The following is a 13,056-nucleotide window of genomic DNA, read 5'->3' on the forward strand; positions in this document are numbered from 1 at the left end:
AAGCAGGGATGAAGCGCATCGACGCCACGCGCACGCGCCCGCGGTATGAGCTGGACTAACCTCGCATGTGTATTCCCCTGCGATGGCTTGCGCATGCTGACGATGCTGCTGTTCTTCCTTGTCCTGGGTGCGTTCGCCGGCGTGCTGGCCGGCCTGCTCGGCATCGGTGGTGGACTGGTGCTGGTCGCGGCGCTGGCGTGGTTCCTGCCCTTGCACGGCGTGCCGAGAGAGGCGGCCATGCATGCGGCGCTGGCCAGTTCGATGGCCAGCATCATCCTGACCGCCGGTTCTTCGGCCTGGGCGCACCACCGCCGCGGCAGCGTGCTGTGGCCGACGGTGGGGTGGATGGTGCCCGGCATCCTCATCGGCGGATGGCTCGGCAGCCGCTTCGCGATCGGCCTGGATGGCGGGGTGCTGAAGTGGTGCGTGGCCGGTTACTGCTTCCTGGTCGGCACGCAGATGGCACTGTCGGGTACGCGCACGGCTGGCGGCCGCGACAGCGCGCCGCGCGGCGCACCGATGGTCGCGGCGGGTGGCGGCATCGGCGCGGTGTCGGCGGTGGTCGGCATCGGCGGCGGCAGCATGACCGTCCCGCTGCTGGTCTGGCTGGGCATGACGCCGGTGCGCGCGGTGGGGACGTCGTCGGCATGTGGCGTCTTCATCGGGCTGTCGGCGGCGGCCGGCTATGCGCTGCAGGCGCCAGCGGGTGCGCTGCCCGCGCATGCGGTCGGCTACGTCTATCTCCCCGCGGCGATCGGCGTGGCGGTGGCGTCGGTGTTCGCGGCCCCGTGGGGCACGCGGCTTGCGCACGCCATCAGCGGGGTCGCGCTCAAGCGCGTGTTCGCGGGCTTCCTGTTCGCGGTCGGCCTGAGCTTGGTGCTCTGGTAGGGGCGTCGTCGTGGCCAGCCGTGCACGGCCTTCCGCTGTCGGCGTGTCGGGCACAGCGGCTATGCTCGTCGACCGGCGCGGGAGCGGCCGGGGCTGTCATGGGGAATGACTTTGAACATCTGGATCGTCCTGCTCGCTGCCGTGTCGAGTTTCCTTCTTGGCGGGCTCTGGTATTCGCCTGCCCTGTTCGGGAAGGCATGGAACCGGGAAAACGGCGGCGTTCCGGCCGCGGGGCATCCCGTGCGGGTGTTCGGTGTCAGCTTCGGCTTCGCGCTGGTGGCCGCCGTCGCATTCGCAATGCTGGTGGGGCCGTCGCCGACGCTCGAGGCATCGCTGCGACTGGGCATGCTGGCCGGCCTCGGCCTGGTGGCGGCGAGTTTCGGGATCAATTACCAGTTCGCGCAACGCACGTTCAGGCTCTGGTTGATCGACGCGGGGTACCACGCCGCGCAGTTCCTGCTGTTCGGGCTGGTGTTCGGGTTGTGGGGGTGAGGTTCCCGGGCCACGGCCCCGCGCGGACATCGCGGCCGGGGTCCGGCCAGGTCAACAGCGTCCCGGCGCCGGCACGCTGAATGGGCGGACATGCCGCGGCGCCGGGTAATGCGGTCCAGCTCGACCTGCTTGCGCGCCTGCTCGACGCGGCGGCGCGACAGGCGATGCCGCTGTGGCTCGGTGGCGGCTGGGCCATCGATGCACGGTTGGGTCGCATCACCCGCGCCCACGTGGACATCGACCTGACGTTCCCCGGCGAGCGTCGCGACGAGTTCGTCGAACTGATCGGCGCGCTGGGCGCGGTGATCACCGAAGAGACCGACTACGGCTTCCTCGCCGACTGCCATGGGGTCTTGCTCGACTGCGAGCCCGCGCGCTGGACCGGTTCGGCCTACGAGCTCGACGGCACCCCGCCCGGGTCGTGCCCGGATGCGCTGGAAGGGACGCTCGGCGGCCTGCCCCTGCGCTGCAACAGCTGGGTGGCGATCGCGTGGGACTACCTCCACTACGCCGAGGAGCAGCCACAGTCGCAGTGGCCGGCCAGGCATGTGCTGTCGTATGGTCTGGTCCGCTCGGCACTCGGCAATGCCGAAGTCGAGCGCCTGCATGCCCTGTTCAATGCATCGCGCACCGACTGAAAGGACGACCGGATGGCAATGGAGACCGCCACGCAAGCCGCACCGGGCCGGCACCAGTGGATCGTCTGCGCGGCGCTGCTCGTCATGGGCGTCGTGCGCGTGATCGACGGCATCCGCGAGGAACAGGGCCACCATCTGCTGTTCGGCATCGGCATGCTGCTCATGGCGGTCTTTGCAACGCAGCACGATCTACTGGACAGGCGCCGTCCGGCCCTGCGCTCGATGACGCGGTGGCGTCGGGCAAGCTTTCTTGCAGGCATGGCCGGTGTGCTGCTGTGCCTGGCCGCGTTCGCCTGGCGGCTCGCGATGTGACCGGCCCCGGGGCGCGTTGAAGCTGGCGACGGGCATCGGGGATCCTGCGCGAGCTGTCGTGACATGCGGCACGGCACCACGAGGCTTGCGTCGGTCGTTGCGTTGAAGCCGGCCGCGGGCTTGCCGATGCCGCCAAGGCCAACCCGACTCCGTTCGGTTCCCGTGTTCGCGCCTGCGTCGCGCTTCCCATCTCACCGACTGCCGGTGCACGGCGAAGTTGTCGCCCTACGCCTGAAGATTCACAGGGTCAGTGACGGGCATCACAGTTTTGGTTTAACGATCTGGTTACAACGGCATCACCGCGGATGTACAGGGGCATCGGCGGCACCTTCGTCCATGGAGAGAGATGATGTTGCCGAAACCCTCACGGCTGGCCCGCGCGGTCCAGCTCTGCCTGCTGCTTGCACTGCCTGCCACCGCTGCCGCGCAGGATGCGAGCCCGACGCCTGCCACGCCCGATACCCGCACGCTGGATGCCGTCCAGGTCACCGGAACCCGCATCCGCCGCGCCGAGCTCGAGGGCCAGGTGCCGGTGCATACGGTCAGCCGCGCCGATATCGAACGGTCCGGCCTGACCTCGATCGGCGATGTCGTGCAGCAGCTGACCGGGTCCGGTTCGGCGCTCAACACCAAGTTCAACTCGTCGGGCAACTTCGGCTTCCCGCCCGATGGCAGTGGCGTTGGCGCCGGTTCGGCGCAGGTCGACCTGCGGCATCTCGGCTCCAAGCGCGTGCTGGTGCTGGTCGACGGCATCCGCTGGGTCAACGAGTCCTCGGCCTCCGGCGTCGGCGCGGCCACCGACCTCAACACGATCCCGCTGGCGATCGTCGAACGCATCGAGGTGCTGGAGGACGGTGCCTCGTCGCTGTACGGCTCCGACGCGATCGCCGGCGTGGTCAACATCATCACCCGCCGCGATTTCGACGGCGCACAGGTGACGCTGAACTACGGCGAGTTCGACGAGGGCGATGGCGCCAGCAAGGGCGTGGACCTGTCCTGGGGCCGCACCACCGACCGCAGCAGCCTGTTCCTGTCGCTGAGCCACACCGACCAGGACGTGGTGTTCGCACGCGACCGCGAGCAGTCGCGCTTCCCGGTGCCGGGCACCGGCGTGGCGCTGGGCAGTTCGGGCATTCCCGCCGGCCGCTTCATGGTGCGCGACCCGAACACCGGGGCCTCGCTGGACCTGGTGCCCAACGCCGGCGTCACCGATCCGCTCTACAACCCCGCGCAGACCGGCTGCACGCGCACCGACGGTTTCCACTGTTTCGGCCTTGCCGACCGCTTCAACTTCGCCGAATACAACCTGCTGCTCACGCCGTCGAAGCGCAGCGGCGCCTTCGGCCAGTTCCGTTTCGACATCAGCCCGGAACTGCAGTGGTATGCGAAGGCGCTGATCAACCGCCGCGAGTCCACCAACCAGGCGGCACCGGAGCCGATCTTCCTCGGTCCCGAAGGCGCCACCGGCAATCCGCTGGCCGACAACATCACCATCTCCGCGCGCAACCCCTACAACCCGTTCGGCTTCGACCTGGTGTCCGGCGACAGCCTGATCCTGGTCGGGCGCCGGCCACTGGAGGGCGGGGCGCGCGTGTTCGAGCAGAAGGTCGACACCCAGTACGTGGGCACCGGCCTGGTCGGCAGCTTCGAGGCCGGCAACTCGCTGTGGTTCTGGGACGTCAATGCCGCCTGGTCCCGCAACAAGGCACGCCAGACCAACCGCGGCAGCTACAACATCTTCAATATCGCGCTGGCGCTGGGCGATCCCGACGCCTGCGCGGCCGTGGCCGGTTGCGTGCCGCTCGACATCTTCGGCGCCGGCACGATCACCCCGCAGATGCTCGGCTGGATCCAGCCGCTGGTGCGCGATGAGAGCCAGAACGAGCTGCGCCTGGCCTCGGCCAACATCTCCGGCGACCTGTTCCGCCTGCCCGCCGGCGAGGTGGGCTTCGCGGCCGGCTACGAGTTCCGCGAGTACAAGGGCTGGTACCAGCCCGATCCGCTGACCGTGCGCGGCCACTACAACGGCGTGCCGTCGCTGCCCACCGCCGGCACCTACGACGTCAACGAGGTGTTCGTCGAGCTCGACGTGCCGATCTTCGGCGAGGGCGTGCTCGGCAAGAGCCTCAACCTCAACCTGGCCGGCCGCTACTCCGACTATTCGACCTTCGGCGGCGAGTTCACCCCGAAGTACGGGCTGCGCTGGCAGGTCGCCGATGACTTCCTGCTGCGCGCGACCTATGCCGAAGGCTTCCGCGCACCGTCGATCGGCGAGCTGTTCGGCTCCGACAGCCGCTTCGACGCGCAGTTGAACGACCCCTGCACCGAGCCCTTCCTCGATCCGTCCCTGGCCGGCAACTGCCGCGCGCTGGGCGTGCCGGCCGGGTTCCAGCAGCCCAACCCGCAGATCTCGATCACCACCGGCGGCAACCCCGCACTCGACCCGGAACGAGCGCGCAGCTTCACCACCGGCTTCGTGTGGAGCCCGTGGTTCGCGGCCAACTCGTCATGGGCCGACCGCTTCGACTTCGAGGTCACCTTCTACCGCCACGACATCCAGGGCCCGATCCAGGCGCTGTCGGCACAGACCCAGCTCGACCTCTGCGTGCGCACGCTCGACCCGACCTACTGCGACGGCATCGGCCGCGCCGCCACCGGCGGCATCAACGCGTTCAACAACCGCCTGACCAACCTCGGCTCGATCAAGACCGACGGCTGGGACGTGGACCTGTACTGGACGCTGCCGGAGAACGCCGCAGGCCGCTTCGCCTTCAGCTGGCAGAACACCTTCGTCGGTCGCTACGAGGCGGTCGGCGGTGCGGGGCAACTGCAGCCGCGGCGTCCCGGCATCGAGGTCGAGGACAGTGCCATTCCGGAGTGGGCGTCCACCGCCGCGCTGGACTGGACCCGCGAGGCCTGGAATGCGTCGTGGACCCTGCGCCACGTCTCCGACCTGGTCGAGGATTGCGGGCGTGCGGTCACCTTCCCGGTCTGCAGCGATCCCGCCACCGCCACCAACCGGCTGGGCTCGACCACGTTCCACGACCTGCAGGCGGGCTACCGCTTCGACTGGCAGCAGGGCCTGACGCTGACCGCCGGCCTCAACAACGTGTTCGCCAAGGACCCGCCGATCTGCCTGTCGTGCTCGCTCAACGGCTATGACGCGTCGACCTACGACATGCCCGGCAGCCGGTTCTGGTACCTGCGCGCGGACCTGAGGTTCTGACGAGAGGGCATACGCCCTGGGACCCTTCTCCCGCCTGCGGGAGAAGGGGCTCCGCAAGGGCGGACGAGGGCGCTCTACGCCGCGTCGTTCGGCGACTGCAGCGCTGCCACCGGCACATCAAGCGCCACCGACACCGCGAGGTGGTCGGACAGCGCCGCCGGCATCGCCTGCATGTCGTTGCAGACCAGCGAGCCGGTGGCCAGCACGTGGTCGATGGCCTTGGCCGGGCGCCAGCTCGGAAAGGTCTGGATCGCGCACGACGGCGGCTGCAGCGAGGTGTTGCGATAGAGGATCTGCATCTCCGGGGTATCGGCGGTGCAGTTGAAATCGCCCATCAGCACGGCATTGGGATGGTCGTGCAGCAGCTCGGCGATGAACGACAGCTGCGAGCGACGTGACTGCGCGCCCAGCGACAGGTGCGCCACCGCGATGCTCAGGCCCTCGGCACCCTCGCCGAAGCGCGCCAGCAGCATGCCGCGGCCGGAGATGCGCCCGGGCAGCGGATGCGACTGCACTTCCACCGGCTCGAGGCGGGCCAGCAGGCCGTTGGCGCTGGAGGCGAGGTTGGCGACGTTGCGGTTGGGCTGGTGGGTCCACCAGTCGAATCCACCGCGCTCGGCGAGGTAGTGGGTCTGGTTGGTGAAGCCCGAGCGCCAGCTGCCGGGGTCGGCCTCCTGCAGGCCGACGATGTCATGGGTGCCGGCGAGCTGGGCGATCTGGTCGAGCGCCCAGCGCTTGTTGCCGGCCGGCAGGACGTGCGACCAGCTACGGGTGGCGTAGTCGCTGTAGCGACGCGTGCTGGAGCCGGCCTGGATATTGGCGCTGAGCAGGCGCAGGCGGCGGGTGGAAGGATCGATCGCCATCACCGGGGCGTCAGGAGAGACCAACGCACCGTAGCCACCGGCGGGTGACGACGGCGCAGCGCGGGCGGAGGCACCGATCCCGGCGAGGGGTGCGGTGCGGTGCACGGCCAGTGGCGACATCGCGCGGGATACGCCTCAGCGGGCGTCGCGTTCCTGCGCGACCAGGTGCTCGACGGTGTTGAGCACGTCGTCGAACGAGCGCCCACCGATGACGCGGTACTTGCCGTTGACCACCAGCGTCGGCGTTGCGTCGACGCCGGTGCGGCCGATGAACTGCTCGGCACGCTTGAGCTTGGCGTTGACGGTGAAGCTCTGCATGGTGCTGGCGAACTGCGCGGCGTCGGCGCCATGGTTGGCGTAGAAGCCGGCGATCTGCTGGTCGCTGACGTTCTGCACCGGCAGGCTGCGCTGCACGTGGATGGCTTCGAACATCGCACCGTGGGTGCGATCGATCAGGCCCATGGATTCGGCGGTGTAGAAGGCGCGCGCGTACGGCATCCAGAAACCGCCGAACGGGGCGGCCAGCGGGGTCACGCGGACATCGGCCGGCTGGCGCTTCTTCCACGCCGAGAACTGCGGCTCGAACGCGGCGCAGGCCGGGCAGGTGTAGCCGAATACCTCGACCACCTCGACCTGGCCGTTGAGCGGCTGGAACGGCTGGCCGTTGGCGATCGTCACGTAATCGGTGCCCTCGACCGGGGCCGGGCCCTGCGGCGGCGTCGCGGCAGGCGCCGGCGTGGCGGCTTCGGCGTCCGCGTTCGCGGCGGGGTCGACAGCGGCGTCGGCGGAGTCCACGGCAGCCGCGTCGGCGGGCGCGATGTCCTGCGCAGGCGTGGTCGCCGTGGCGGCGGTATCCGCGGTCGCGGCCGGTGCGGCCTGCTCGCGGTCGCCACAGGCGGCCAGGGCGGCGGCCAGCAGCAGGGAAACGAGGATGCGTGACGTGCTCATGGGTCTGGAAAACCTCGGCTCGGGAAGGAGGGGGTGGGGCGGCTCAGCCGCCGGCCTGGCGTTCGGCGGCGATCAGCTGCCCGGCCGTGTGCAACAGCTCGCGCAGGCTGCGCGCCTGCACGCGGTAACGGCCGTTGATGATGAGGGTGGGGGTGCCCTGCGCGCCACTGCGCAGCAGGAAATCGCGGGCATCGTTCAGTTTCTGCCGGGTCTGCGCGCTGGCCATGGCCGCATCCAGACGCGCGCGATCCACCCCGAGCTGCTCGTAGAACCAGGCCAGTTCGGCGGTGGTGGCGTTGCGCGGCAGCCGGCGCGCGCGATGCATCGCATCGAAGGTCGCCGCGTGCGTCTGCTCCAGCGCACCGATCTCCTCGGCGGCGAAGTAGGCCGTCGCGAACGCGTCGTCGGGCAGGTACACCACGGGCAGGTAGCTGAAACGCACGTCGTCGGGCAGCGCGCGCTGCCAGGGCTCGATCAGCGGATGCAGGTCGGCGCAGTGGCCACAGGCATACGAGAAGATCTCCACCACCTCGATCCGGCCATCCGGCGGTGACAGCCGGCGTCCGTCGGGGATGCGCACGTAGTCGACGCCTTCCACCGGCGGATGGCCCTCATGGGCGGACGCCAGCGGTAGGGCAAGGGCCAGGCAGAACGCGGCGAGGCAGGTCAGCAGCCGGCGGGGCAGGTGCATCGGAACACTCCGGAAAAATGCGGATGCGCGGCGCGCTGGATCGCAGGCCGCAATGAAAACGCCGGCCCGTGTGGCCACGGCCGGCGCTTCCGGTGGTACGGGATCGGCAGCGCAGGCGCGCCTGGCGACTGCAACCGCGGTCACTGCTGCTGGACGGGCTCCGCCGGCGTGGCGGCTTCGTCCGTCGTGGCCGGGTCGATGCCGCTCGCCTCCGGCGAACCGGGGGCGCCGGCGGGAATGGTGGTTTCCGGGTCGACGCTGCGGCCCTCAAGGCCCATGGTGCCGGGGGTCTCCGCGGGCGCCGCGGTCTGCAGGCGCGCCATCTGCGCGCGGGTGGCGGCGTCGGGACGCGGATGCAGGCCTTCCATGTAGCTTGCCAGGGCCTGGATTTCCTCGTCGGTCAGTGGCTGCGCGACGGTGTGCATCACCTGGAACATGCGGGTATCGCGCTCGGCGGTGGTGCCGTCGCGGAACTCCTGCAGGCGGCGCGCGGTGTACCACGCGGGCTGGCCGGCCACGTGCGGGTACGACGGACCGGGCATGCCGGCGCCGGTCGGGCCATGGCAGGCCATGCAGGCCGGCACCTGGCGCGCGGTATCGCCGCGCCGGTAGAGCTGCTGGCCGATCTCGTAGAACTTCATGCCTTCGTAGTCGCCGGCGGCGACCAGCCCGTCATCGGCGATGCCCGGCTGCGCCGACTGGGTGGAGAAGTAGGCGCCGAGGTCGCGCATGTCCTGCGCCGACAGCGGCGCCGCGAACGGCTGCATGATCGGGCTGGGACGCTCGCCGCTCTTGAACAGGGCGAGCTGGTGCGCGACGTAGGGCTCGTTCTGGCCGGCGATGCTGGGATACACCTCGCGCACGACGCTGTTGCCGTCGAGGCCGTGGCAGGCGGCGCAGGTGCCGGCCAGCGTGGCGCCGCGCTGGGCATCGCCCCACTGCGCGTCGGCCAGCTCGGCAACCGCGTTGTCCTCCAGCGGCGCGGCCTGCACCGGCGCTTCCTCCGGCAACGGCACCGCGGTCGACTGTGCGAAGGCCACGGCGCCCACAACGAGGGCGGCGAGGCTGGCGATTCCGTACACGCGGGCTTGGCGCATTGCTGGGCTCCGACAAACATGAATCGAACGCGAACGCGCCCGGGATCGCCGAATTATCGACGCCGCCCGCGACCGGGGTCAAACCATCGCTTCCATGGCGTAAGCCCCGCGCCGGTGCGTGAAAAATCGCGCGGCGGAGTGAAGCCCATGCGATCCTATCGCCATGACCAACTTTCTTGCCCGCTCCCGTTACCGGCTGGCGGCGCACACGCCCGCCCAGCTTCCGCCCGACATCGGCTACGAAGTCGCTTTCGCCGGCCGTTCCAACGCCGGCAAGTCCAGCGCGCTCAACGCGATGTGCCAGCAGAACGCGCTCGCGCGGGTATCGAAGACCCCCGGCCGCACCCAGCAGCTGGTGTTCTTCCAGGTGGAGCCGTACGAAGACCGCCACCTCGTCGACCTGCCCGGTTACGGCTACGCCAAGGTGCCCAAGGACCTGCAGGCGCACTGGCAGGCCTTCATCGCCGGCTACTTCGCCCGCCGCGAAGCGCTGCGCGGACTGGTGGTGGTGATGGACATCCGCCATCCGCTCCGCGACTACGACCGGCAGATGCTCGGCTATGCGGTCGAACGCGGGCTTCCCGCGCACGTGCTGCTGACCAAGGCCGACAAGCTCGGTCGCGGCGGCTCCGGCAACGTGCTGCTGCAGGTGCGCCGCGACCTCCAGCAGGCCTATGGCGACACCGTTTCGGTGCAGACCTTTTCGGCCCTGCACAAGCTCGGGATCGAAGAGGCCTGTGGCGTGGTCAACGGCTGGCTCGGGTTGCCCCCGGCGCGCTGAGTCGCGCCTGCCGCGCAGCCGGTGCGGCGCTTCCCGCGTGACCCGATTGTGGCGCTGCCGATGATGCAGCGGACCATGCGCGTGCGCCGTGGCGTCGGTGGCGCGGGATATAGTGGCGCCCTTCCACGACGTGCCGTGAGCACGCGTCCTCCAAGCGTCGACGAGTCTCCACCACGTGCCCACAGCCAGTCGTTCCCCTGATGCCCCGATAGTTGACCCGCGCGAACTGACCGCGGAGATCGCCTCCGGCGAGAAGCCGCGGGCCGACTGGCGCATCGGCACCGAACACGAGAAGTTCGGCTTCCGCCTCGACGACCTGCGTCCGCCCACGTTCGATGGCGAGCGCGGCATCGAGGCGCTGCTCGATGGCCTGACCCGCTTCGGCTGGGATCCGGTGCGCGAGAACGGGCGCACGGTCGCGCTGCTGCGCGATGGCGCGTCGGTGACGCTGGAGCCGGCGGGGCAGCTGGAACTGTCGGGTGCGCCGTTGCTCGACATCCACGAGACCTGCCAGGAAGTGGGCAACCACCTCTACGAGGTCAAGGCGGTCGCTGACGAGTTGCGGCTGGGCTTCCTCGGCATGGGCTTCCAGCCGAAGTGGCGTCGCGACGAGATGCCATGGATGCCCAAGGGGCGTTACAAAATCATGCGCGAGTACATGCCGAAGGTCGGCAGCCTCGGCCTCGACATGATGACGCGCACCTGCACGGTGCAGGTCAACCTGGACTACATCACCGAAGCGGACATGGTGAAGAAGTTCCGCGTGGCGCTGGCGCTGCAGCCGATCGCCACCGCGCTGTTCGCCGATTCGCCGTTCACCGAAGGCCGGCCCAACGGATATCTGAGCTACCGCTCGCATATCTGGACCGACACCGACGGCGACCGCACCGGCATGCTCGACTTCGTGTTCGAGGACGGCTTCGGCTACGAGCGCTACGTCGATTACATCCTCGACGTGCCGATGTATTTCGCCTACCGCGACGGCGTCTACCACGACGCCAGCGGGCAGAGCTTCCGTGATTTCCTGCGCGGTGGGTTGCCGGCATTGCCGGGCGAACTGCCGACGCTGCGCGACTGGTCGGACCACATGACCACCGCCTTCCCGGAAGTGCGGCTGAAGAAGTTCCTGGAGATGCGCGGCGCCGATGGCGGACCGTGGAACCGGCTGTGTGCGCTGCCGGCGTTCTGGGTGGGATTGCTGTACGACGATGCCGCGCTCGACGCCGCCTGGGACCTGGTGCGCGACTTCACCCGCGCCGAACGGCATGCCCTGCGCGACGGGGTGCCACGCACCGCGCTGGCGACGCCGTTCCGCGGCAGCAGCGTGCGCGAGCTGGCGATCGAGGCATTGAAGATCAGCGCCGCCGGGCTGCGTCGTCGCGATCGCCGCAACGCACAGGACATCGACGAGGTGCGCTTCCTCGAGCCGCTGATCGAACTCGCCGAGGCCGGGCAGACCCCGGCCGAGCGCAAGCTCGAACTGTTCCACGGCGAGTGGGGCGGCGACATCGACCGCGTGTTCCGCGAGTTCGCGTACTGACATCGCCGCGCCACGGGGATTGTCCGTGGCGGGGGGGCCGCTCGGGCGCGCTCGCCACGCAGGTGGCCCGACACGCGACGCGATGGGTGGGCCTGCCGGTGCCGGCAGGCAGATGGCTGGCGTCGGGGATAGAGCCGCATCGAACCGCCAGAGCACGGTGCGATAGCCGTCGTCATCCGCCGCGCCCTGCGAACAGAAAACACCACGCGCGCATCGCCCAACATGCCTCTTTTTGCATCTGCGCGATGCCGCAGTCATGCAGGTGTCGAACGCGTGATCAGTTCAGGAAACGCGATCACGTAGGCTCGATCCGCGCCCCGAAACACACGGGCCACGCCCTCACCTCACGAAGTTCATCCGCAGCGGTCATCGCAACTGCGCAGGAGTTCCTTCCGTGGCAATCGACCTCAGCAACATCAAGGGCTGCCCGCTCGAACAGCAGCGCTTCACCTGGCGCGAGCTGGTCCAGCACCCGATCAGCAAGCTGGACGATGACACCTTCACCCGTGTGCGCATCATCCTGCTCAACGGGCTCGAGCACGAGGCGCTGCGCTTCTCGCACGCGTTCGCGCGGATGAGTCGCGACATGCGTGCACCGCTGGCGCGGGTGCGCCGCGTCGAGCAGCACCAGCACACCATGATCAACTGGCTGATCGGTGCCGACCATTCGCCACTGGAGACGACGATCGCCTACGAGCAGGTGGCGATCGAGATCACCGCGGCGGTCGCCCAGGCCGAACCCGATCCCTATCTCGCGCAGACCTACCGCTTCGGCCTGCTGGAAGACTTCGACCACATGTACCGCTACTCGGCGATGCTCGACCGGCTCGAGGGCAAGGATGCCAACAACATCCTGCAGTGCTACACCGACATCCTGCCGGGGCGGCCGACGGTGGTCGAACACCGCGATCCGGATGACGATCTGCGCAATCCCTTCGATGCGAAGACCGCGCACCCGCTGTCCAAGCTGCATGCGCTCACGATCATGGCGGCCGAGCAGCAGACTCACAATTACTACATGAACATCGGGCCGCTGTTCTCGGACCCGGTGGCACGCCTGCTGTACGCGGAGATCGCCTCGATCGAGGAGCAGCACACCACCCAGTACGAGTCGATCATCGACCCGGACCAGACCTGGATGGAACAGTGGCTGATGCACGAGTTCAACGAGGTCTACAACTACTACGGCGCCGTGCGGCAGGAATCCAACCCGCGCATCAAGGCGATCTGGGAACGCTTCCTCGATTACGAACTCGGCCACCTGCAGTACGTCATGGAGCTGTTCAAGCAGGTCGAGCGACGCGATCCGATGGAGATCCTGCCGCCGGTGATGCCCGAGCCGATCGCCTTTGCCAGCCAGCGCGAGTTCGTGCGCCAGGTGCTGCTGCAGGAAGTCGACCTGCGCGCCGACGGCCCGGACTTCGTGCCGATGGAGCAGGAGCCCGACGGCTCGCGTGCCTATCGCCGACAGCTCAATGCCGAAGGATCGCCGACCGAGGCCGTGGCCGCGGGCTACGTGTGGAACCCGGGTACCGAGCTCGCATTGCCGGCCGAGCAGCAGAAGTAGGCGTCGAGGAGAC

General features: G+C 69.1%; 11 protein-coding genes and 1 pseudogene. 8 read left to right on the forward strand and 4 right to left on the reverse strand.

Features of this window, described 5'->3' with window-relative positions; translation table 11 throughout:
* Positions 1–93: 93 nt before the first annotated feature.
* The 5 genes from E5843_RS01175 (at position 94) to E5843_RS01195 (ending at position 5,556) form a co-directional block, all read left to right on the forward strand.
* Positions 94–888, forward strand: a complete 795-nt coding sequence (locus tag E5843_RS01175) for a sulfite exporter TauE/SafE family protein (protein WP_244240810.1) — start codon at positions 94–96, stop codon at positions 886–888.
* 105 nt (positions 889–993) lie between these two features.
* Positions 994–1,380: a DUF1761 domain-containing protein gene (locus E5843_RS01180; RefSeq protein ID WP_134675206.1), complete on the forward strand. Its 387-nt coding sequence runs from the start codon at positions 994–996 to the stop codon at positions 1,378–1,380.
* An 80-nt stretch (positions 1,381–1,460) separates the two neighbouring features.
* Positions 1,461–2,018, forward strand: a complete 558-nt coding sequence (locus E5843_RS01185) for a nucleotidyltransferase domain-containing protein (protein ID WP_136411577.1) — start codon at positions 1,461–1,463, stop codon at positions 2,016–2,018.
* A 12-nt stretch (positions 2,019–2,030) separates the two neighbouring features.
* A complete protein-coding gene (locus tag E5843_RS01190) occupies positions 2,031–2,330 on the forward strand; it encodes a hypothetical protein (RefSeq protein ID WP_134675204.1) in 300 nt (99 codons plus the stop codon).
* 349 nt (positions 2,331–2,679) lie between these two features.
* Positions 2,680–5,556 carry a TonB-dependent receptor plug domain-containing protein gene (locus E5843_RS01195; protein ID WP_141065568.1) on the forward strand — a complete coding sequence of 959 codons (2,877 nt, stop codon included), beginning with the start codon at positions 2,680–2,682 and terminating at the stop codon, positions 5,554–5,556.
* Between the two features lie 74 nt (positions 5,557–5,630).
* On the opposite strand, the gene E5843_RS01200 is transcribed toward E5843_RS01195, so the two are convergent.
* The 4 genes and pseudogenes from E5843_RS01200 to E5843_RS01215 form a co-directional block, all read right to left on the reverse strand.
* Positions 5,631–6,419: an endonuclease/exonuclease/phosphatase family protein gene (locus E5843_RS01200; protein WP_134675403.1), complete on the reverse strand. Its 789-nt coding sequence runs from the start codon at positions 6,417–6,419 to the stop codon at positions 5,631–5,633.
* Positions 6,420–6,554: 135 nt separating this feature from the next.
* Positions 6,555–7,367 carry a thiol:disulfide interchange protein DsbA/DsbL gene (locus E5843_RS01205; protein ID WP_136411580.1) on the reverse strand — a complete coding sequence of 271 codons (813 nt, stop codon included), beginning with the start codon at positions 7,365–7,367 and terminating at the stop codon, positions 6,555–6,557.
* Between the two features lie 43 nt (positions 7,368–7,410).
* The gene (locus tag E5843_RS01210) at positions 7,411–8,058 is read right to left on the reverse strand and encodes a thiol:disulfide interchange protein DsbA/DsbL (protein WP_141065569.1); all 648 of its coding nucleotides are present in this window, start codon (positions 8,056–8,058) and stop codon (positions 7,411–7,413) included.
* A gap of 323 nt (positions 8,059–8,381) precedes the next feature.
* Positions 8,382–9,155: pseudogene (locus tag E5843_RS01215) on the reverse strand (c-type cytochrome); the annotation flags it as partial.
* A gap of 163 nt (positions 9,156–9,318) precedes the next feature.
* Between E5843_RS01215 and yihA the strand changes: the two are divergent.
* The 3 genes from yihA to E5843_RS01230 all read left to right on the forward strand — a co-directional run bounded on the left by yihA (position 9,319) and on the right by E5843_RS01230 (position 13,043).
* Positions 9,319–9,936, forward strand: a complete 618-nt coding sequence (yihA, locus tag E5843_RS01220) for a ribosome biogenesis GTP-binding protein YihA/YsxC (protein WP_134675199.1) — start codon at positions 9,319–9,321, stop codon at positions 9,934–9,936.
* A 175-nt stretch (positions 9,937–10,111) separates the two neighbouring features.
* Positions 10,112–11,476 carry a glutamate--cysteine ligase gene (locus E5843_RS01225; RefSeq protein ID WP_136411583.1) on the forward strand — a complete coding sequence of 455 codons (1,365 nt, stop codon included), beginning with the start codon at positions 10,112–10,114 and terminating at the stop codon, positions 11,474–11,476.
* A gap of 394 nt (positions 11,477–11,870) precedes the next feature.
* Positions 11,871–13,043, forward strand: coding sequence for a hypothetical protein (locus E5843_RS01230; protein ID WP_141065570.1), 1,173 nt, complete (start codon positions 11,871–11,873; stop codon positions 13,041–13,043).
* The last annotated feature ends 13 nt before the right edge of the window (positions 13,044–13,056 follow it).

The organism is Luteimonas yindakuii, assembly GCF_004803715.2.
Taxonomy (GTDB): domain Bacteria; phylum Pseudomonadota; class Gammaproteobacteria; order Xanthomonadales; family Xanthomonadaceae; genus Luteimonas; species Luteimonas yindakuii.

Coding starts and splice junctions, on each gene's coding strand:
- E5843_RS01175 (WP_244240810.1), top strand. CDS start 94: ATGCTGACGATGCTGCTGTTCTTCCTTGTCCTGGGTGCGTTCGCCGGC.
- E5843_RS01180 (WP_134675206.1), top strand. CDS start 994: ATGACTTTGAACATCTGGATCGTCCTGCTCGCTGCCGTGTCGAGTTTC.
- E5843_RS01185 (WP_136411577.1), top strand. CDS start 1,461: ATGGGCGGACATGCCGCGGCGCCGGGTAATGCGGTCCAGCTCGACCTG.
- E5843_RS01190 (WP_134675204.1), top strand. CDS start 2,031: ATGGCAATGGAGACCGCCACGCAAGCCGCACCGGGCCGGCACCAGTGG.
- E5843_RS01195 (WP_141065568.1), top strand. CDS start 2,680: ATGTTGCCGAAACCCTCACGGCTGGCCCGCGCGGTCCAGCTCTGCCTG.
- E5843_RS01200 (WP_134675403.1), bottom strand. CDS start 6,419: ATGGCGATCGATCCTTCCACCCGCCGCCTGCGCCTGCTCAGCGCCAAT.
- E5843_RS01205 (WP_136411580.1), bottom strand. CDS start 7,367: ATGAGCACGTCACGCATCCTCGTTTCCCTGCTGCTGGCCGCCGCCCTG.
- E5843_RS01210 (WP_141065569.1), bottom strand. CDS start 8,058: ATGCACCTGCCCCGCCGGCTGCTGACCTGCCTCGCCGCGTTCTGCCTG.
- yihA (WP_134675199.1), top strand. CDS start 9,319: ATGACCAACTTTCTTGCCCGCTCCCGTTACCGGCTGGCGGCGCACACG.